Below are 20,367 nucleotides of genomic sequence, written 5' to 3'. Positions count from 1 at the left end.
CACTTCAGCGCAAACGAGGATTGAGCGCATCTCGCAGCCAATCACCGAGCAAATTCACCGACAACGCAATCGTCACCAACATCGCCCCGGGCCAGATGGTGATCCACCACTCCCCAGAGAACAAAAAGTCGTTGCCAACGCGAATCAAGGTCCCCAGCGACGGACTGGTGGGCGGCACCCCGACACCCAGGAAGGACAGCGTCGCCTCCGTCAAGATGGCCGAAGCCACCTGGATGGTGCCCAGCACCAGCACTGGACCCAGCACATTGGGCAAGACATGGCGCCACATGATGCGCAGTGGTCGCACCCCAATGACACGCGCGGCCTGGACGTACTCCTTGTTGCGCTCCACCAGCGTGGCAGCACGCACCGTGCGGGCGTAACGCACCCAGCCCGTCAAGGCGATAGCTAGCACCAAGACCGCAAACGCCAGCACGCCGTGGGCATCGGGAAACAAGGCACGCCCAACGCCATCAATCAGCAGAGCCACCAAGATCGAAGGGAAGGACAGCATCACGTCGCAGACGCGCATGATGAATGCATCCAGGCGCCCCCCCACAAAGCCCGCCAACAGCCCCAAACCCACGCCAATCAGCATCGACAAGAGCACCGAGGCCAACCCGACCAGCAAGGAAATTCGCGCGCCGTACATCAGCGCCGACAAGATGTCGCGCCCCTGGTCATCCGTCCCCAGCAGATAGGTGGCACGCCCGCCCTCCAGCCAGGCGGGCGGCAAGCGTGAATCCATCAATTCCAGCGAGGCCAAGTCAAAGGGGTCATGGGGCGCCAGCCAGGGCGCAAAAGCCGCACCGATCACGCAAATCAAGGCCACGACTGCGGCACCCACCGCTACGGGCGATTGAGTGAAGGAGTACCAAATATCGCCATCGAAAAAGCGCCGCCACGCGCCCATGGGCGCGTCCGGTGCTGACTGCGAAGAAGAGCTCATCGTTTCTCAATCCTGGGGAAAGGTGGCGCAGATCAGCGCCATCACAGCTGCCAAAGAGCCCCGTCAGACGGGGCTGCCTCATCAATGCCCGCTCGGCTGCACCCGCAAGCGTGGGTCCACAGCGAAGTACAGCAAATCAACGGCCAGATTGATCACCACAAAGATGAAGGAGATCAGGCACAGATAGGCCGCCATCACGGGGATATCTGCGAACTGCACGGCCTGGATGAACAGCAAGCCCATGCCCGGCCACTGGAACACCGTCTCGGTGATGATGGCAAAGGCAATCAAGGAGCCCAGCTCCAAGCCCGTGATGGTGATCACCGGCACCAAGGTGTTTTTCAAGGCATGCCCGAAATACACCGCCTGGTCGCTCAAGCCGCGCGCACGGGCGAACTTGATGTAGTCGGTACGCAGCACCTCCAGCATCTCAGCCCGCACCAAGCGCATGATCAAAGTGAGCTGAAACACCGACAGGGTCACCGCAGGCAAAAGCAAGTGCTTGATCCCGTCCCAGGTCAGCAACCCTGTGCTCCAGCTGCCCAACATGACCACGTCGCCGCGCCCAAAACTTGGCAGCCACTTGAGCTGCACTGCAAAGATCAGGATGAGCAAGATGCCGATCAGAAAGGTCGGCAAGGACACGCCCAAGAGCGACAGCGCCATGAGCAGCTGGGAGAAAAATCGCCCACGCCTCAAGGCCGCATACACGCCCAAAGGAATGCCCAGCGCCAGCGCAATCAGCGCCGCCACACTGGCCAGCTCCAGCGTGGCCGGAAACCGTTCAGCAATCAGCACCGAGACCTCACGGCCTTGGCGCAAGCTGATGCCGAATTCGCCGCGGACTGCGTTTCCAACGAAGTGGGAAAACTGAACAATGAAGGATTGGTCCAGCCCCAAGTCCTTGCGCAACTGCTCGCGCTGTTCGGGCGTTGCATCCTGCCCTAGCAGGTTGGCGACAGGATCGCCGACATATTGAAACAGCATGAAGGCGATCAGTGCCACCGCCAACATCACCACCAGCGCTTGCACCAGGCGGCGCAGGATATATACGAGCATCGTCTTAGGCCCAGACTTCGAAATTCAAGAAATCCGAGTCTTCATATCAACAAAACTCCATCTTCGTGGAGCACCCTGCACAAGGCAAAAGGGTTAGCCCTGAGACAAAAGCACAAGACCGCCCTTGAGGGCGGTCTTGTGCTCAGTGCAGACGCGGGGTCAAGTCAAAACCGGTGACGGACACCCGTCATCAAGCCCAGACGACTGGTACGCCCGTTGTCGTACGTCAGACTCCCCCCCAATCGCGAGTAGTCCATCTCAGCATACAAATCGGTCCGCTTGGACAGGGCGTAGTCCGCCACCACCGCGCCAAATGCGGCCGTACTGTTCCCACTCACCAAATGGTGAGTTTGCTTGGCGTACCAGCCCTGCACACCCAAATTCAATTCATTGGTCAGCTGATAGGTCAACCCAGCAGAGAACATGTCCCGATGACGCACATCCAGAGCGCGACCACCGAGCTTGCTGCCTGGACTGACGGTGTAGTTGGCTGTAAACAAGGCCTGAAGGGTGACCGCAGCCCTATCAAAGTCGTTGCGTCCCCACGCCGCGTTGACGTACAGCGGGCCAGCGGCATAACCCACACCTACCGTCATAGCCTTGGCCTTGGCACCACTCACTTCAGAGGCTTCCAAATAGCCCCCACCGACAGCCAAGCCGCTGTCCTCATAGCGCAAATAGCCACCTAAGGATTTATCAACCGACGTCCCCTCACCAGCACTAGCTTGGGCGGCAAAACGCAAACCGCCGGTTTGGCCGACGTACTTGACCATATTGCTCTGACGCCCCCCCAAAACCATCACGGTCTCGGGACGGAAGGCTTCGATATATGGCGAGTACTTGAATGAGGAATAGGTGCCGGTGTAGAGATCAAACAGCACGTTGTACTGACGACCCAGCGCCACACGACCGAAGTCTGAGGACTCCACCCCTACCCAGGCTTGACGCCAAAACTCCCCAGCAGCCTGAGCGCCGGTGTCAGAGTTCAATCGATGCTCCAAATTCACCAGAGCCTTGAGCCCTCCCCCCAAGTCTTCAGCCACATTGACCCCCAAGCGGCTGTTAGACATGCCACCGGGCACAACCTGTTTGAGTGAGGCCCCTGGGTCTGAGGCGCTGCCAGAGTTGGTCGTGAATCGAAGCCCAACATCGACGATACCGTACAGCGTCACGCTGGACTGAGCCCAAGAAGCTGTCGAGTGTGCTGCAAGAATTGCCAGAGCGATAGTTGCCAGTTTCATTCCGAATCTCCGGAAGTTGAGGGGTGGAAACATGTGCTGACCGATTCTGTGGCAGCTTGAGAATCAAGAACATACTGTGTTGCCCACAACATACACAGTGTCAATAGGACGAATTTCTATCGAAATCAAGTAATTCCGAGCAAAAAAAATGCCGCCCGAAGGCGGCAATTCATGTTCACACGAAGGTGAATTTTGATCAGAAGCTGTGCTTCACGCCCACATCGATGGCGCCAGAACGGCCACCAGCGTTAGGCTTCAGATCCACGCTGAAAGCGGCAGGGCTGTCGTTGTCAATAACCGATGCCGTGGTGTAGAACGCCGTGCGCTTAGACAGGTTGTGTTGGTAGCCCACGGTGAAGTGCTTGGCGTCGCCGACCTTGGCGCTGCCATTGGCAAACGACACCTGAGCCGAGACAGCGCCACTGCCGAACACGGGAGCCACAGCACCCAGAGTCCACACATCGATGCTATTCGCGCCAGACTTGTTCTGCGTGAACAGGCCGTTCAGTGCCACAGTGCCAAAGTCATAAGACGTACCAACGCTGAGGTGCTTGAACTTGTTGCTCACGCCAGACTCGGAATAGCCGCCGGCGATCTTAAAGCCACCGACCTTGTAGCCCAGACGGCCACCGATGGACTTGTTCAGCGGGTCGGTACCTTCACCTGCAGAGACATCCACCGAGCCGTACAGACCACCCAGCTCAGGCAGCACGTACTTGACTTGATTGTCAAAGCGATTGATGAACGAGGCACCAGGCAAGCCGTAGACCTTGTTCACAGCGCCGTTACCCACGGTGCTGTAGATGTCGAATTCGTCCACAACCAGACGCGACGAACCCTTGTCACGACCCAGGCGAATTTCACCGAACTCACCAGTCAGGCTGATGGTAGCGCGGCGGTTCCAGAACTTGCCGTCAGCTCCAGCGGAACCAGCATCCGTGCCCAGTTCGCTTTCCAGCCAGAAGCCAGCCTTCAGACCACCACCCAGGTCCTCAACACCACGCACGCCAAAGCGAGCCGTGCTGCTGCCGCCCGAAATCAGGCTCTTTTTGTCTTGGCCGCTGGCCTTGGAGTAGCGCGCAGCCGCGTCCACCACACCAAACAGGGTTACCGACGATTGAGCTGCAGCGGAGCCAGCGATACCGGCCAGAGCTGCCAGCGCGACGAGAGATTTCTTCATTAGGTCACTCCTATATCTTCAGTGAGGCCCGCCCCCGAGGGGATTGCACCCCAGGATGGACCAACCTCCTCGACGGAAGTTGTCCGTATTGCAACAGACGCCCATGACACTTGCCAGCAAGGACCCCGCATTTGCCCCAATTTCGTTGCTGAGCTGCAACGGACCCACCTCGTCATCAAAGGGACATCTGACGGGGGCAGGCCTATTGAGGCTACGGGCTTGGCGCCAAACACGGGCAGTAAGTTCAGCGCAAATCACAGGCTCGAGTCACCTGGCCTACGCGTACGCATGCCGCACACAGCCGCACTTACAGCTCAAGTAGCCATCCGCTCCAGCTTGCAGACAACACCACACAAAATTCAAACAACATCATTCATCAGCCCTCAAGAACGTCGATTGACGTCGAAATTTTTGCCGTTTTGGCAAGCATTGCTGTGGCCGAGCAGTACTTTTCGTGCGACAGGGCCACGGCGCGCTCAACAGCAGCCGGAGGCAAGGCCTTGCCCGTCACCAAGAAATGCAGGTGAATGGCTGTAAACACTTTGGGATCCGTTGACGCCCGTTCTGCTTTAAGTTGGACGCGGCAGTCAGTCACCTCATGGCGCCCACGCGTGAGGATGAGAACCACGTCGTAGGCCGCACAACCGCCAGCGCCAGCCAGCAGGGTTTCCATGGGACGCGGCGCCAAATTGCGACCGCCCCCCTCTGGGGCACCATCCATGGCCAACATGTGGCCGCTGCCCGTCTCGGCTACAAAACTCATGCCACCGCGGCCCGTCCATTGAACTGTGCACTCCATCGCCATCCATCCTTTCCAATACAGCCCCCCCCGCATGGCCCCAGCGCACAACCAAGTGCAAAGGCTGGGCGAAGCAGCCTTGCGCGCATTGTCTCTTGCCCAGCCAGAAAGCTTGAATTGACCCTTGTATGAGCGTTTTTGCCCGGCGCCCAGCTCGGGGCAAAAAGATGCTGCAAAAGAAGCATTGGCCAGCTCTCTTATCATGCTTGCCCCGCCCCTTTGTAAATTCACCCACCCAACATGGCCACCAATCGCCCACGCCGCCCTACACGCTCCCCAGATTTGGTGCCTGCAGGCTCCACCTATTTGCAGCGCATCTTGAGTGCGCGCGTGTACGACGTCGCCCGCGAGAGCCCACTGGATGAGGCCAAGGCACTGTCCCGGCGCCTCAACAACAAAGTCTGGCTGAAGCGGGAAGACACGCAAGCGGTGTTCAGCTTCAAGATTAGAGGTGCGTACAACAAGATGGCGCATCTCAGCCAGCAGCGGCTGGCTCGCGGGGTGATTTGCGCTTCAGCAGGAAACCATGCTCAGGGTGTGGCTTTGTCTGCACGCAAGCTTGGGTGCAGAGCGGTGATCGTGATGCCCACGACCACACCAAAGGTCAAAGTCGATGCCGTCCAGCAGCTCGGCGGCGAGGTGGTGCTGTTCGGCGAGTCGTATTCGGACGCCTATGTGCACGCCAAAGCAATGGAAGTCCAGCAGGGCTTGTGTTTTGTGCATCCGTTCGACGACCCAGATGTAATTGCGGGGCAAGGGACGATTGGCATGGAACTCCTGCGGCAACACCCGGGCCCCATTGACGCCGTGTTTGTCGCCATTGGCGGAGGCGGATTGATCTCGGGTGTCGCGGCCTATCTGAAAGCCGTGCGTCCTGAGATCAAAGTCATTGGCGTCCAAACCAAAGATTCCGACGCCATGCTCCGTTCGGTAAAAGCTGGCCGAAGAATAACCCTACCAGAAGTGGGTTTGTTCGCTGATGGCACGGCGGTCAAGCAAGTTGGCGAAGAAACTTTCCGTATCTGCCGGGAGTTGGTTGACGACTACGTTGTGGTCGACACCGATGCGGTCTGTGCTGCCATCAAAGACGTCTTTGCCGACACGCGCAGCATATTGGAGCCTTCTGGTGCACTTGGTGTGGCGGCGATGAAGAAGTACTGCGCCGAAAACGCCATCAAAGGCCAGACCCTGATCGCTATCACCTGCGGCGCGAACATGAATTTTGACCGCCTGCGTTTTGTCTCCGAGCGTGCCGAAGTGGGCGAAGAGCGCGAAGCCCTTTTTGCGGTCGAGATCCCAGAAGAACGCGGCAGCTTCAAGAGGTTTTGCGAGGTCATCGGGCCGCGCAGCGTCACGGAATTCAACTACCGCATTTCAGATTCCCAAAAGGCCCAAGTCTTTGTGGGCGTCGCCATCTCCAAAAAAGACGAGGCACAAAAACTGATCCGTCAGCTCTCACGCCAGGGCTTTTCTGCTTTGGATTTAAGCGCTGACGAACTTGCCAAGCAGCATTTACGACACATGATTGGTGGGCGCAGTGAATTGGCTCACCATGAGCGGCTATTTAGATTTATTTTCCCCGAAAGACCGGGGGCCCTCATGAGATTTCTATCCAACATGAGCCCAAACTGGAACATCAGCCTCTTCCATTACCGCAACCAGGGGGGGGATACAGGCAACATTTTGGTTGGCATACAGGTTCCTCGCGGCGATAGTACTGCCTTTAGAGAATTCCTCCAGACCTTGAACTACCCGTGCATTGAAGAGAGTAACAATCCCTCTTACAAGCTATTTCTTTCCCGCACTTAGCCTCTTGCGTGCGACCTTTCGTCATTAGCTGAGGGGCGTCCCCCAACCCGTTCGATTTGCCCCTGTGCAGACCCTGATCCAATTCATCACCAATCCTGAACTCGAAGTCAAAGTACAGGCTGCGCTGGAACGCCTGACTCCCGTTGGCGGTCATTTGGGCGCTCTCAATGCGTTGTGCAGCAAACTTGCGCTGATTCAAAATTCGGTTGCACCCACGTTTCATCAGCCCAGCTTGGTTGTCTTTGCTGCAGACCATGGCATGGCCGTTGAGGGTTTACCTTTGGTCGACGGACTCAGCACTCATGCTCATGCACTGCGCATGCTGACTGGGGACTCAGCAGCGCGAGCCATGGCTCGCGCTGTGGGTTTGTCGTTTCGTTTAGTGGATTGCGGTATTGCCGAACCATTGCCCAAGCATCCGCGATTGCTATCGCGCAAGATTGCACATGGCACGCGCAACGTCTGTCTCGGGGCAGCAATGAGTTTGGATCAAACCCAGGCCGCATTGCGCGTGGGCATGGAGGTTTCAGACCGTCTCCGAGGCAACGTGCTGGCTTGCGCAGGCCTAGGCCAAGGTGCCTATGAATCGGCAGCGTTAATTCTTTCTCGCTTATCGCAATTACCGGTCCGCAATTTTTTGGTCTCGGGGCCCAATATGCCCCAGGAATTGCTGACCCAAACCTTGCCGTCCCTGCATAACGCACTCAATCGCCATCGGGCAGCCATTTTGCCAATTGACGTTTTGGCGACATTGGGGGGGTTTGAAATCGCGGTCATGGCAGGCGCCATGATGGTGGCAGCATCCAAGCGGCATTTGATCTTGGCAGATGGTCTGCCTGCCTATGCAGCCCTCTTGGTTGCCAGCCGCATTGCCCCAGCCGTCCTGGACTACGCACTGCTATGCCGCAGCCACACGCACCGCGGTCTGGAAGAAGCTCAAGAGCTTTTGCAATGCCCAGCCATTCCCAATCCTGGGCTGGAATGCACACTCGACGGCGCTGGCGCAGCCGCGGCCTGGCCGACAATCCAAGTCTGCATGGGACTGCTCGGTCAGGTGAACCTGGAGCGCAACGACAGCAATGACAGCGGTGCGCAAGACTCCGGATTTGTCAACTCTGCGCCCCTGGGCGTGACTTCACGCTCCGCCGCAGAGCACTGAGTACGGCCTCTCCGCCATAGCGGCTCAGTGACGGATTGGCAGACGCGGGCCACCAGCGTTGGCTGGATCTGCCGGGGCTGAGCGTGCAGGGGTCGTGCTGTCGTTTTCAGTCTGAACGGTCTCGGCCTGATTTGGCGGCGGCACGAAGCGCGGGGCCATGGCCTGGGCATCAGGCGACAGCATCGGCGCGCTGGTATCGAGTTGAAGCGAGAGAGACGCGCCGTCCTTGGTCTTGATGTTTGCGCTATGCCGAGCCACCGACAGCAGATGGACGCCGTCCTCGATGCGTGCACCTACCTTGACTGCCTTGGGTGGCGCGCCGTCTACCGAGATCAGCGCAACGCCGCCACTGGAGACTGCAATGGAGGCACCTTTGGGTGCCACCACACCCAACAGACGGAAACGCGAGGCGCCACTGACACTGGTCGGCTCAGCTTTGAGCTCTGATTGGCCAAACAGCCGCGCCCAATCCCCCGCAGTCGGCGCCGTGGACTCGACCATCACCGCGCCCGGTGGCAGCGGCACAGACCCCGCACCGGCCGTGCGCAGGCCCCAAAAAGTCAGGGACGCCGCCACCAAGGCCCAGAGGGCAAATGCAGTCACTCGTTGCAACATGCGCCGATTATGATTGACCGCACTCGTCTGCGCGCATGCTCGCTCATGAAAGAACAGCTAATGAAAATCACAATGGCCAACACCACCCACAAACATCGGGGCTTCACTTTGATTGAGTTGATGGTGGTGCTGGTCATCATCGGCGTGCTGGCCGCTTTGATTGCGCCCAACGTGATGCAACGGGCCGACGAAGCCCGCGTCACTGCAGCCAAGACCGACATCAATGTGCTGATGCAAGCGCTCAAGCTCTACAAGCTCGACAACATGCGCTACCCCACGGCCGAACAGGGTTTGGACGCGCTGTTGCGCAAGCCCACGGCAGGCCCGATTCCTCAGGCCTGGAAACCCTATGTCGAGAAGTTGCCCCTGGACCCCTGGAAACAGCCCTACCAATACGCCAACCCTGGGGTGAAAGGTGAGATCGATGTCTTCAGTTTCGGCTCCGACGGCAAACCCGGAGGCGAAGGCGACGCCGCTGACATCGGCTCCTGGCAATAGTCGACCGCCTTCACATCTGATGCGCCCACAGGGCTTCAGCCTGCTGGAACTGCTGGTGGTGCTGGCCTTGTTTGCTTTGGCCAGTGCGGGTGTGGTCATGGCCATGCGCGACCCGCAGTCCCAACAACTGGAGCGTGAAGCCCAGCGCCTGACCACGCTGCTGGAAGTGGCACGTGCCGAATCACGCGCCAGCGGCATGGCTGTCACATGGCGCCCCGTACGCGACGACGGCTCGGCCGACCAGTTTCGTTTTCAGGGCCTGCCCGTCACCCGCACCATGCCCACACGCTGGCTGGCTGAGGCACCGCAAGTGCGCATCGAAGCGCCCGACCGCACGGCCCTGCATCTCGGCCCCGAGCCCGTGGTGGGAGCGCAGCGCCTACAACTGAGCCTGGGGGATTCCAGCGTGTGGATAGGCACCGACGGCATGGCCCCCTTCTCCTTGCAAAGTCCCCCGCCATGAAACCCTCAGGCTTCACGCTGTTGGAAGTGCTGGTGGCGCTGGCCGTGGTGGCCATCACGCTGGGTGCGGGGCTGCGCGCTTCGGCGGCACTGACGCAAAACGCGCAGCGCATGGTCGACGTCAGCGCGGCGCAGTGGTGCGCCGAAAACGAGCTGGCCGAGCTGCGCCTGCAAAGCCGTGCGGGCAGTGCGCTGCCGGGCCTGGGCGAAATCGAGTTCCCCTGCAAGCAGCTGGGCATGAGCTATGCCGGCAAGGTGCTGGTGGGCAGTACCCCCAACCCCAACTTCCGCCGCCTCGACGTGGTGGTGCGTGACGAGCAAGGCCAGATCGTCACGCAGCTGACCTCGGTCATGGGGCGCTACTGAGATGCGTGCGCGGCCGCTGCAGAGGCTCCGTCACAAGGGCTTCACCTTGATTGAAGTGATGGTGGCGCTGGTGGTCATGGCCACCCTCGCCGCCATGGCCTGGCAGGGCGTAGATGCCCTGGTGCGCACGCGCGACAGCACCTACGGGCGGCTCGACCAAATCGAGCAACTGCAAGCCGTGGTGCAGCAGTGGGAGCTGGACATGCGCGAGCTGCAAAGCAGCCAGCTGCTGCCGCCCCTGAGCTTTGACGGCGCCAGCCTGCAGCTGACACGCCGCCGCCCCGATGGGCTGCAACTGGTGGTGTGGAGGCTGGATCGCGGCCAGCTCAGCCGCTGGGAAGATACACCCGTGCGCAGCCGCCAAGCCCTGCTGGAGAGCGTGCAGCGCAATCAACGCATCCAGGCCCAGCCCAAAGGCGAGCCCACGCCCATGCTGAAAGGCATCAGCGCTTGGCAGATGTATTTCTACCGTGACAACGCCTGGAGCAATGCCATGTCGGCGGGCGACAAGATCGACGGCGTGCGCATGGTGCTGCAGTTTGAAGACAGCAGCGGCATGTCGGGCGAACTGACACGCCAAATCATCCTGGACGCCTCGCCATGATGCGCGCACAAACACCACCGCCCCGCCGCCAGACGGGCGCCGCATTGCTGCTGGCCATGCTGATCGTCACGCTGGTGGCCACCATGGCCGGGGCCATGATGTGGCGTCAGTACCGGGCCGTGCATATAGAAGCGGCCGAGCGTGCGCGCGCTCAAGCCGCTTGGGTGTTGCGCGGCTCACTGGATTGGGCCCGCATGATTCTGCGTGAAGACGCGCTGAACAACCGCCGCGAAAACATGGACCACCTGGGCGAGGTGTGGGCCGTGCCGCTGGCCGAAGCCCGCCTCTCAACCTTTTTGGCCGGTCCCGAAGCCAACACCGAGGCCGGCGCACCCGAGGCCTTTTTGTCCGGCAGCATTGAAGATGCGCAAAGCCGCTACAACCTGCGCAATCTCATGGCGCCTGGCGAGAACGCGGAGCAGGAGCTGCGCATCTTCACGCGGCTTTGCGAACTCGCCGGGCTGCCTGGCAGCCTCGCGCAGCAGGTGAGCACGCAGCTGCGGGCAACGGACATCTCGACGCCACGTCCATCGGGCAAGGGTGACACCCCCGCCGAGGCCACCGCCCCCCCTGCCAGCCTGGAGACCCTGCGCGCCGCCGCGCAGCTCAATCCTGAAGCGCCTCTGCTGCCTCAACGTCTAGAGCAGCTGCGCTGGCTGGGAGCGCCAGAGGCACAAATCCGCCGCCTCGCCGCCTGGGTGACGTTGCTGCCCCAAGCCACGCCGGTCAACATCAATACAGCACCACGTGAGGTCCTGGCGGCCCTGTTTGAAGGCATGGACTTATCCAGCGCTGAGCGCCTCGTGCAAACGCGCCTGCGTCAACCCTTCAAGAACCTGGAGGAGGTCAGCGCATTGCTGCCCAACATCACCCTCAAGCCCGAGCGGGCCGCGGTGAACTCCTCTTTCTTTTTCGTAGCGGGTCGACTTCGGCTGGAGCAGCGCGTGATCGAGGAGCGGTCCCTGATACAGCGAAGAAATCTGGACATCGTGGTCGTGCAGCGCGAGCGCATCAGTCATGCACCCCACGCCCCCTGAGTAAGGACAGACCCATGATTCACTGCTGCGCTAGGGTGAATTGGGGTTCAAATCCGCACGTTCCTACACTGGCGCACTCCTAGAATGCGCCTCCACGCATGAGCACGCTCCTAATCTTCCTGCCACCGCCGCACAAAGACCATCCAAGCCAGCGTGGTGAGGCTGCGCCGTTGCCTGCGACGGACTATGCCTTCATGCTCAGCGCCGACGAGCAGCATGTGACCCAGCGTGGCCGCGCCGCGCCGCAGGACTTGCCCTCAGCCCAGCAATGCGTGCTGGTGCTGCCCGATGGTGCCCTGAGCTGGCTGCGCGTGCAGCTGCCCAAAGTACCGAAGGCGCGGCTGCGTGCCGCCCTGGAAGGAGCGCTGGAAGAACAGCTGCTCACGCCCAGCGAGCAGTTGCACATGGCCGTGGCCGCCGAGCCCGACGCCGCGCACCCCAGCTGGGTGGCGGTGTGCCTCAAAGCCTATTTGCAGCAACACTTGGCGGCGTTTGAACAAGCCCATGTGCATGTGCAACGAGCCATTGCGCTGGCCTGGCCCGAGACCCCTGGCACCGGACACTTTCACACCGCTCCTGGCCACACCGCGCCCACGCTGAGCTGGGCCAGCCCAGAGGGCGTGGTGGAGCTGCCCCTCAACCCAGGCAGCCGCGCCCTGATCAGCGACGAGCTGGTGCAAACCTGCCAATGGAGCGCCGAACCTGAATCTGTGGCCCAAGCCGAAGCTTGGTTGGGCCGCAATGTGCTGAGCCTGGTGGCAGCCGACCGCGCCTTGCGCGCGCTGCGCGACGGCGCCAACCTGTTGCAGTTCGACCTCACACCGCGCACCCAAGGCCTGCAGCAAATCCAGCAGTGGCTGCGCGATTTCCGCCAACCCGCTTGGCGCCCCACGCGCTGGGCCCTGGCTGGCCTGGTGGCCGTGCAGCTGCTGGGTCTGAACCTCTACGCCTGGCAACAAAACCGCCTGCTGCAAGAGCGCAAAACCACGCGCGACGCGCTGCTGACGCAAACCTTCCCGCAGGTCAAAGTCGTGCTGGATGGCCCGGTGCAAATGCAAAAGGAATTGGCCCTGCTGCGCCAGCGCACCGGCCAGCTGAGCCAGGCCGACTTCGAGCAACAGCTCGCCGCGCTGGCCAATGCCTGGCCCCCGGGCCAAGCCGCGCCACAGGGGTTGGACTACCAGACCGGCAAGCTCACAGCACAAACACCGGCACTGGGGCCGCAAGACATTGAGTCCATACGCCAGCTTTTGAGCCCAAGCGGCTGGCACTTGGAGGCCGAAGCGGGCCGCCTGACCCTGAGCCCCAACACCGCACCATGAACCCAGACACCCCCACCGCTGCCGACACCCCGGCGTCCCAGCCGGAAATCCTGCAGGCTGCACGGGCACGCTGGGCTGCGCTGGCGCAGCGCGAACGCCAGGCCTTGCAAGCCCTGGCCTGGCTGCTCGGTGCGGCCCTGCTGTGGGCCGTGGCCCTGGCCCCGGCCTGGCGCACACTGCAGCAAGCCCCAGCGCAGCAGTTGGCACTGGATGAACAGATCTTGCGCATGCAAGCCATGGCTCGCGAAGCCCAGCAGCTGCGCGAGCTGCCCCAAGTCAGCGCGGCGCAGACCCAAGCGGCCCTGAGTGCCGCCGTGGCCCGCTTGGGCGACGCCGCACAGCTGCAGGTGCAGGGCGAGCGCGCCGTGCTGCGCGTGCAAGACCTGCCCGGCACAGAGCTGCTAAGGTGGCTGCAAGAGGTAAGGCTGGCCGCCAAGGCACGACCCGTCCAGGTGCAGCTGCAGCGCAGCGCCAACGGCTACTCCGGCACCCTGACACTGAGCTGGGAGCAACCATGAAATTCGCGGCGCGCCGCACCACCCCGGCCCTGCCCTCGCACAGCCGCAGTCCCTGGGGCTGGGCTGTGGCCGGGTTGCTGTGCGGCAGCCTGCTGGCCACCCTGGTGTGGGCACCGGCGCGCTGGCTGGCCCAAGCCGTGGCCAGCCTGACCCATGAGCAAGTGCTGCTGGCGCAGGCCCAGGGCACGGTCTGGAATGGCAGTGCCACGCTGGTGCTCAGCGCCGGGCAAGGTGCGGCCGATGCCAGCCTGCTGCCGCAGCGCCTGAGCTGGGCCCTGCGGCCCACACTGCGCGGGTTGCGCCTGGACCTCTCCCACCCCGGCCACCTCAATGCCGTGCAAAGCCTTGAGGTGCAGCTGGGCTGGCAAAAGCTGCGCCTGAGCGTGCCCGACGCCCAGCCCTGGCTGGGCCAATGGCCTGCAGCACTGCTGACGGGCTTGGGCACGCCCTGGAACACCTTGCAGTTGCAAGGGCAGCTGCAGCTCAGCACCCAGCAATTTGCGCTGGAGCGCGTGGCCGGGCGCTGGCAGCTGCAGGGCCAGCTGAACCTGGAGTTGCTGAACATAGCCTCCCGCGTGAGCACCCTCGCGCCGCTGGGAAGCTACCGGCTGCAACTCACGGGCGACGGGCAAGGCGGCGGGCAATTGCAGCTCAGCACCCTGGGCGGTGCGCTGCTGTTGAATGGTCAAGGTCAGGTGGGCGAACGCCTGCAGTTTCAAGGTGAGGCCTCAGCGGCCCCCGGCACCGAGGCGGTGCTGGCCAATGTTTTGAACATCATCGGGCGGCGCCAAGGCGCTCGCTCCGTCATTTCGGTGGGATGAGATGAGCACAAGGCGCAAACTTCTGGGGCGGCGGGTCATGGCCCTCACGCTGTCGTTGACCACGCTGACCCAGCCCCTTTGGGTGCAGGCCGCACCGGCGGCCAAAGACACGCAGTGGCGCAACCCGGTGACGCTGAACTTCGTCAACACCGATATCGAAGCGGTGACGCGCGCCATCAGCGCCATGATCAACCGCAACATCCTCGTGGACCCCCGCGTCAAGGGCACCCTGACCCTGAACAACGAGCAGCCGCTGACGGTGCGCGAGGCCTACCTGAACTACCTCGCCGCGCTGCGCGGTCTGGGCTTCACGGCCGTGGAAGTGGGCGGGCTGATCAAGATCGTGCCCGAGGCCGACGCCAAGCTGCAAACCGGCAGTGTTTCGGTGGGCGATGCCTCCGCGCGTGGCGACCAGGTGGTGACGCAAATCTTCAAGCTCACGCACGAGAACGCCAACAACCTCGTGGGCGTGTTGCGGCCGTTGATCAGCCCCAACAACATGATCAACGCCAACCCGGGCAACAACAGCCTGGTGATCACCGACTACGCCGATAACCTGCAGCGCATTGCCCGCATCATCGCGGCCATGGACACCGCGGCCAGCACCGACATCGAGGTGCTGCAGCTCAAACATGCGGTGGCCTCGGACATTGCGCCGCTGCTGCAGCGCTTGCTCGATGCTGCGCCTGCCGGCCCAGGTATGGCACCCACCCCCAGCGGCGTGACAGTCATGCCCGACCCGCGCAGCAACGCCCTGATTCTGCGTGCCAGCAACGCCGCCAAGCTCGCCAGCGCGCGCGCCATGGTGAGCAAGCTGGACCAGCCCGCATCCGAGCCCGGCCAGAGCATTCGCGTGGTGTATCTGCGCAATGCCGACGCCACCAAACTCGCCACCGTGTTGCGTGCGGCCTTTGCGGCCCAATCCAGCGGCCAAGGTGGTGGCGCAAGCAGCAGCGGTGGCCTCAGCGCTGCCTCGCCGCTGACCCAGCCCAGCAGCACAGCAGCACAGAACAGCGGCGCAACGGGCGGCATGTCGGCCGCGGCCACAGCACCCTTGGCGCCCTCGCCCAGCCCGAGTACGGGCGGCTTCATCCAGGCCGACCCCTCCACCAACTCGCTCATCATCACCGCCGCCGAGCCGCTGTACCGGCAAATTCGCGGCGTCATCGACCAGCTCGACACGCGTCGCGCCCAGATCTATGTGGAGTCCATGATCGTCAAGGTCGACGCCAGCAAGGTCGCGCAGTTTGGCGTGCAGTGGCAAAACCTCTGGGGCCAAAAGGGCGACGCCACGCTGGTGGGGGCGGGTACGAACTTCGGCGGTGGCGCCAACAACATCGTCACCCTCGGCGCTGCGGTCACCCAGGGCCGCTCGGGGATCAAAGAGGCTCTGGCCGCAGGCATCAGCACCGGCTTCAATATCGGCGTGCTGCGCAAGATCAGCGACTTCTACACCCTGGGCGCCATTGCCCAGATGCTGGAGCAGCAAACCGGCGCCAACATCCTGTCCACACCCAATTTGATTGCGCTTGACAACGAAGAAGCCAAGATCGTCATCGGTCAAAACGTGCCCTTCATCACCGGCTCTTACTCCAGCACCGGTGGCGGCTCGGGCAACAACCTGGCCAACCCCTTCCAGACCATTGAGCGCAAGGACGTGGGCCTGACACTGAAGGTGCGCAGCCAAGTGGGCGAAGGTGGCACGGTGCGCATGACCGTCTACCAGGAGAACTCCTCCGTGGTGCCGGGCGCCACCACCACCGCAGGCCCCACCACCGACAAGAGCGCCATTGAAACCACCGTGGTGGTGGACGATGGCCAGATCATGGTGCTGGGCGGCCTGCTCAAAGACGAATACACCGACGGCGAGGACAAAGTGCCGGGCCTGGGCAGCATTCCCCTCCTGGGCCACCTCTTCAAGAGCGAAAACCGCAAGCGCATCAAGACCAATCTGATGGTGTTCCTGCGCCCGGTGGTGATTCGCGACCAGGCCGGTGCCGACCAACTCACGCTGGACCGATACGACACCATCCGCGCCTTCCAGGGCCAAGCCCAGCCCAAGAGCAGCCTGGTGCTGCCCGACACCGGCGCCCCGCAGCTGCCCGAGCAACCCGCGCCCACGCCACTCTCACCCCGCACCGAGCCCAAGGCGGCTCCCGGCGGTGCAGCCCCCAGCTCCGCAGCGCCAGCCAGTGCGCCTCCGCCCAAGAGCAACCCCGGCAGCGCGGCAGCGCCCGAGCAAGGCCTGATGCTGCGCTTGAGCAACTCGGTCGACGGCGACGCGCTGGCCACGCGCACCCGCACGGCTTCGCGCTGAGGCACCGCCATGCCCGCCCGCTTTCCCCTGCCTTACTCTTTTGCCAAGGCCCAGCACCTGTTGCTGGAGGACGATGGCGAACAGTTCACGCTGTGGAGCCACGGCGCACCAGCGCTGAGTGCCCTCAGCGAGGTGCAGCGCCTCTACCGCGTGGACCGGCTCGAAACGCTGGCCGACGCCGAGCTGCAGCGCCGCATCCAGCACGCCTATGCCGACGCCGAGAGCAGTGCGGCCACCGTGGTGGGTGAGGTGGAGAGCGCTGTTGACCTCTCGCGCCTGCTGCAAGACCTGCCTGCGGTGGAAGACTTGCTGGAAGCCGCCAACGACGCGCCCATCATCCGCATGCTCAATGCGCTCCTGACGCAGGCAGCCAAAGACGGCGCCAGCGACATCCACATCGAGCCCTTTGAGCGCGAATCCAGCGTGCGCTTTCGCGTCGACGGCACGCTCATCGAGGTGGTGCGCCCCAACCGCGCGCTGCACGCGGCACTGATCTCGCGCCTGAAAATCATGGCCGAGCTGGACATCGCCGAAAAGCGCCTGCCGCAAGACGGGCGCATCTCGCTGCGCATTGGCGGGCGCGCGGTGGACGTGCGCGTCTCCACCCTGCCCTCGGCCCATGGCGAGCGCGCCGTGCTGCGCCTCTTGGACAAGAGCGAATCCAAGCTCTCGCTGCAAAGCCTGGGCATGGAAGGGCAGATGCTGACGCGCTTTGGCCATCTGGTGCAGCAGCCCCACGGCATCGTGCTGGTGACCGGCCCCACGGGCTCGGGCAAAACCACCACGCTCTATGCCGCGCTGCAGACGCTGGACACCAGCACCGCCAATGTGCTGACGGTCGAAGACCCCATCGAATACGAGCTGGCGGGCGTGGGGCAAACCCAGGTCAACGCCAAGATCGACCTGAGCTTTGCCAAGGCCTTGCGCGCCATCCTGCGCCAAGATCCGGACGTGATCATGATCGGCGAGATCCGCGACTTTGAAACCGCGCAGATCGCCATCCAGGCTTCGCTCACCGGCCACTTGGTGCTGGCCACGCTGCACACCAACGACTCGGTCAGCGCCGTCACGCGCCTCACCGACATGGGTGTGGAGCCCTTCTTGCTCAGCTCCAGCTTGCTGGGCGTGCTGGCTCAGCGCCTGGTGCGCAAGCTCTGCCCGCATTGCAAGCAGCCTGAGGCCCACGCCACGGGCGGCGCGACGCGCTACCGCCCGGTGGGCTGCGCGCAGTGCAACCACACCGGCTACAAAGGCCGCACGGGCGTGTACGAACTGATGGTCTGCAACGAGATGGTGCGCGGCCTGGTGCATGAGCGCGCGGCCGAGAGCGAAGTGCTGGCCGCCGCGCGCGCCAATGGCCTGAGCACCATGCGCGAGGACGGCGCCCGGCTCGTGGCCCAGGGCGTGACCTCCGAAGAAGAAGTGCTGCGCGTCACGCGCGACTGACACCGCCCCCCCCGGAGTAGCCCCCCATGCCTGCATTCAAGTACGAAGCGGTTGACGCGCAAGGGCGCACCCAGCGCGGGCTGCTCGAGGCCGACAACCCACGCACCGCGCGCGCGCAGCTGCGCGCACAGGCCCTGGTGCCCCTGCTGGTGGAGCAAGTGCAGCAAGCGGCCAAGCGGCCCGGGCTGTTTGTGCGCCGCCGCCTCAGCGCCACCGAGCTGGCGGTGTGGACGCGCCAAATGGCCGGGCTCATCGTCGCCGGTCTGCCCCTGGAGCGCGCCCTGGCCGCCCTGGTGGAAGAAGCGGAAGACGAGCGCCAGCGCGAGCTCATGGCGCAGCTGCGTGCCGAGGTCAACGCCGGTGCGCCGTTTGCGCAAGCCCTGGCCCACGCGCCCCTGGAGTTTGACGAGGTCTACCGCGCCGTGGTCGCCGCAGGCGAGCAAAGCGGCGCGCTGGGTCAGGTGATGGAGCGCTTGGCCGACGACCTGGAAGACCGCCACGCCCTGCGCTCTGAAGTGATTGGCGCCCTGGCCTACCCGGCGGTGGTGTCGGTGGTGTCGGTGCTCATTGTGGTGTTTTTGGTCACCTATGTGGTGCCCCAAGTTGCCAGCGTGTTTGAAGGCGGCAAGCGCTCGCTGCCCTTTTTGACCGTGGCCATGATGGGCATTTCGGGCTTCATCCGGCACTGGGGTTGGCTGCTGCTCTTGCTCTTGGTGGGTGCGGCGCTGCTGCTGCGCCACGCCTTGCAGCAAGAGGCCTTTCGGCTGCGCTTTGACGCCGCCTGGCTGCGCCTGCCGCTCTTGGGCAAGCTTTCGCGCGGCTACAACGCCGCGCGCTTTGCGGGCACCCTGGCCATGCTGGCCGCGGCGGGTGTGCCGATTTTGAAAGCCCTGCAAGCCGCCGCCGAAACCCTGGCCAACCGCGCCATGCGCGCCGACGCGCTGGATGCGCTGGTGCAGGTGCGCGAGGGCGCGCCCTTGGGCGCCGCGCTGGCGGGCAAGAAGCGCTTCCCCGGCATCCTGGCCATGTTCGCGCGGCTGGGCGAGCAAACCGGCCAGCTCTCGCCCATGCTCTCCCGCGCCGCGCGGCAGCTCAGTCAGGAAGTCAAACGCCGTGCGTTGGCTGCGGCCACCATGCTGGAGCCCCTGCTCATCGTGGGCATGGGCGGCGTGGTCATGCTCATCGTGCTGGCCGTGCTGTTGCCCATCATCCAGCTCAACAGCTGGTTCAAGTAAACCTCACACCACCCCACCGCCATGCCAGCCACTTTGGACGGACAGTTGGTTGTCGCCATTTCCTCGCGCGCCCTGTTTGACTTTGAAGAGGAAAACCAGCACTTTGAGGCCACGGACGACCACGCCTACATGGCGCTGCAACAAGACCGCCTGGAGCAGCCCGCCGGGCGCGGTGTGGCCTTCTCGCTGGTGCAAAAGCTGCTGGCTTTCAACACGCCGCAGCACCAGCAGGTGGAGGTGGTGGTGGTCTCGCGCAACGACCCCATCTCGGGCCTGCGCGTGTTCCGCTCCGCCCAGCACTACGGGCTGCCGATTGCCCGGGGCGTGTTCACGCGCGGGCGCAGTGCCTGGCAGTATTTGCGCCCCTTCAACGCCGGGCTGTTTTTGTCGGCCTATGAGTCCGACGTGCGCGGCGCGCTGGAAGCAGGCGTGGCCGCAGCGCGCGTCTACCCGCAGTCGGCCCACGCCTCGGCCCACCACCCGCACGAGCTGCGCATTGCCTTTGACGGCGACGCCGTGCTGTTCTCCGACCAAGCCGAGCAGGTCTACCAGCGCGAGGGGCTGGACGCCTTCCAGCAGCACGAGCGCCAACACATGCTCACACCGCTGCCACCGGGCCCCTTCAAACCGCTATTGGCCGCATTGCAGCGGCTGCAGCAGACCCAAGCAGGCAATATGCGCGTGCGCACGGCGTTGGTGACGGCACGCAGCGCACCGGCTCATGAGCGCGCCATTCGCACGCTCATGAATTGGAAGATCGAAGTCGACGAGGCTCTGTTCCTGGGCGGCTTGCCCAAGGGCGAATTTCTGCGTGAATTTGAGCCCGATTTCTTCTTCGACGACCAAACAGGCCATGTGCAAAGTGCTGCCGCTCACGTGCCCGCTGGCCATGTCAGCATGGGCGTGACCAACGCTGGTTGACGATTTCAT

At 63.1% G+C, this 20,367-nt stretch carries 20 protein-coding genes; 14 read left to right on the top strand and 6 right to left on the bottom strand.

Annotated features, from left to right (window positions below; all coding sequences use genetic code 11):
- Positions 1 to 4: 4 nt before the first annotated feature.
- The 5 genes from ACG0Z6_RS01325 to ACG0Z6_RS01305 form a co-directional block, all read right to left on the bottom strand.
- A complete protein-coding gene (locus ACG0Z6_RS01325; protein ID WP_394458794.1) occupies positions 5 to 913 on the bottom strand; it encodes an ABC transporter permease in 909 nt (302 codons plus the stop codon).
- A 117-nt stretch (positions 914 to 1,030) separates the two neighbouring features.
- A complete protein-coding gene (locus ACG0Z6_RS01320) occupies positions 1,031 to 2,008 on the bottom strand; it encodes an ABC transporter permease (protein ID WP_394458093.1) in 978 nt (325 codons plus the stop codon).
- A 164-nt stretch (positions 2,009 to 2,172) separates the two neighbouring features.
- Entirely contained in the window at positions 2,173 to 3,249 is a 1,077-nt protein-coding gene (locus ACG0Z6_RS01315; RefSeq protein WP_394458091.1) for a porin, read from the bottom strand.
- Positions 3,250 to 3,445: 196 nt separating this feature from the next.
- Complete coding sequence (locus tag ACG0Z6_RS01310) at positions 3,446 to 4,429, bottom strand: porin (protein ID WP_394458088.1); 984 nt, start codon at positions 4,427 to 4,429, stop codon at positions 3,446 to 3,448.
- Between the two features lie 376 nt (positions 4,430 to 4,805).
- A complete protein-coding gene (locus ACG0Z6_RS01305) occupies positions 4,806 to 5,228 on the bottom strand; it encodes an OsmC family protein (RefSeq protein WP_394458793.1) in 423 nt (140 codons plus the stop codon).
- 240 nt (positions 5,229 to 5,468) lie between these two features.
- Here ACG0Z6_RS01305 and ilvA point away from each other — a divergent pair, with 240 nt between their 5' ends.
- Both ilvA and ACG0Z6_RS01295 read left to right on the top strand, forming a co-directional pair.
- Positions 5,469 to 7,037, top strand: a complete 1,569-nt coding sequence (gene ilvA, locus ACG0Z6_RS01300; RefSeq protein ID WP_394458086.1) for a threonine ammonia-lyase, biosynthetic — start codon at positions 5,469 to 5,471, stop codon at positions 7,035 to 7,037.
- 64 nt (positions 7,038 to 7,101) lie between these two features.
- Positions 7,102 to 8,196, top strand: coding sequence for a nicotinate-nucleotide--dimethylbenzimidazole phosphoribosyltransferase (locus ACG0Z6_RS01295; RefSeq protein WP_394458084.1), 1,095 nt, complete (start codon positions 7,102 to 7,104; stop codon positions 8,194 to 8,196).
- A 24-nt stretch (positions 8,197 to 8,220) separates the two neighbouring features.
- On the opposite strand, the gene ACG0Z6_RS01290 is transcribed toward ACG0Z6_RS01295, so the two are convergent.
- Positions 8,221 to 8,697 (bottom strand): hypothetical protein, encoded by a 477-nt coding sequence (locus ACG0Z6_RS01290; RefSeq protein ID WP_394458082.1) that lies wholly within the window; start codon positions 8,695 to 8,697, stop codon positions 8,221 to 8,223.
- Between the two features lie 174 nt (positions 8,698 to 8,871).
- Here ACG0Z6_RS01290 and gspG point away from each other — a divergent pair, with 174 nt between their 5' ends.
- The 12 genes from gspG (at position 8,872) to ACG0Z6_RS01230 (ending at position 20,358) form a co-directional block, all read left to right on the top strand.
- Positions 8,872 to 9,309, top strand: a complete 438-nt coding sequence (gene gspG, locus ACG0Z6_RS01285; protein WP_394458080.1) for a type II secretion system major pseudopilin GspG — start codon at positions 8,872 to 8,874, stop codon at positions 9,307 to 9,309.
- A 19-nt stretch (positions 9,310 to 9,328) separates the two neighbouring features.
- Positions 9,329 to 9,772 (top strand): prepilin-type N-terminal cleavage/methylation domain-containing protein, encoded by a 444-nt coding sequence (locus ACG0Z6_RS01280; protein ID WP_394458077.1) that lies wholly within the window; start codon positions 9,329 to 9,331, stop codon positions 9,770 to 9,772.
- Positions 9,769 to 10,137, top strand: coding sequence for a type II secretion system minor pseudopilin GspI (gene gspI, locus ACG0Z6_RS01275; RefSeq protein WP_394458075.1), 369 nt, complete (start codon positions 9,769 to 9,771; stop codon positions 10,135 to 10,137). Before ACG0Z6_RS01280 ends, gspI begins: the two co-directional genes overlap by 4 nt.
- 1 nt (position 10,138) lies before the next feature.
- Positions 10,139 to 10,741, top strand: coding sequence for a prepilin-type N-terminal cleavage/methylation domain-containing protein (locus tag ACG0Z6_RS01270; protein ID WP_394458073.1), 603 nt, complete (start codon positions 10,139 to 10,141; stop codon positions 10,739 to 10,741).
- Positions 10,738 to 11,778, top strand: a complete 1,041-nt coding sequence (gene gspK, locus ACG0Z6_RS01265; RefSeq protein WP_394458071.1) for a type II secretion system minor pseudopilin GspK — start codon at positions 10,738 to 10,740, stop codon at positions 11,776 to 11,778. Before ACG0Z6_RS01270 ends, gspK begins: the two co-directional genes overlap by 4 nt.
- Positions 11,779 to 11,876: 98 nt before the next feature.
- The gene (gspL, locus tag ACG0Z6_RS01260) at positions 11,877 to 13,100 is read left to right on the top strand and encodes a type II secretion system protein GspL (RefSeq protein ID WP_394458069.1); all 1,224 of its coding nucleotides are present in this window, start codon (positions 11,877 to 11,879) and stop codon (positions 13,098 to 13,100) included.
- Positions 13,097 to 13,618, top strand: coding sequence for a type II secretion system protein GspM (gene gspM, locus ACG0Z6_RS01255; protein ID WP_394458067.1), 522 nt, complete (start codon positions 13,097 to 13,099; stop codon positions 13,616 to 13,618). The genes gspL and gspM overlap by 4 nt, the downstream gene beginning before the upstream one ends.
- Entirely contained in the window at positions 13,615 to 14,439 is an 825-nt protein-coding gene (gene gspN / locus ACG0Z6_RS01250; protein WP_394458064.1) for a type II secretion system protein N, read from the top strand. The genes gspM and gspN overlap by 4 nt, the downstream gene beginning before the upstream one ends.
- 1 nt (position 14,440) lies before the next feature.
- Complete coding sequence (gene gspD, locus ACG0Z6_RS01245) at positions 14,441 to 16,756, top strand: type II secretion system secretin GspD (protein ID WP_394458062.1); 2,316 nt, start codon at positions 14,441 to 14,443, stop codon at positions 16,754 to 16,756.
- 9 nt (positions 16,757 to 16,765) lie between these two features.
- Positions 16,766 to 18,202: a type II secretion system ATPase GspE gene (gene gspE / locus ACG0Z6_RS01240; RefSeq protein ID WP_394458060.1), complete on the top strand. Its 1,437-nt coding sequence runs from the start codon at positions 16,766 to 16,768 to the stop codon at positions 18,200 to 18,202.
- A gap of 26 nt (positions 18,203 to 18,228) precedes the next feature.
- Positions 18,229 to 19,437 carry a type II secretion system inner membrane protein GspF gene (gspF, locus tag ACG0Z6_RS01235; protein ID WP_394458058.1) on the top strand — a complete coding sequence of 403 codons (1,209 nt, stop codon included), beginning with the start codon at positions 18,229 to 18,231 and terminating at the stop codon, positions 19,435 to 19,437.
- Between the two features lie 21 nt (positions 19,438 to 19,458).
- Positions 19,459 to 20,358, top strand: a complete 900-nt coding sequence (locus tag ACG0Z6_RS01230) for a 5'-nucleotidase (protein WP_394458056.1) — start codon at positions 19,459 to 19,461, stop codon at positions 20,356 to 20,358.
- Positions 20,359 to 20,367 lie beyond the last annotated feature (9 nt).

The organism is Roseateles rivi (assembly GCF_043555845.1).
Lineage (GTDB): Bacteria > Pseudomonadota > Gammaproteobacteria > Burkholderiales > Burkholderiaceae_C > Roseateles > Roseateles rivi.
The sequence above is the reverse complement of the archived record's forward strand: the minus strand, read 5'-3'. Positions and strand labels throughout refer to the sequence as shown.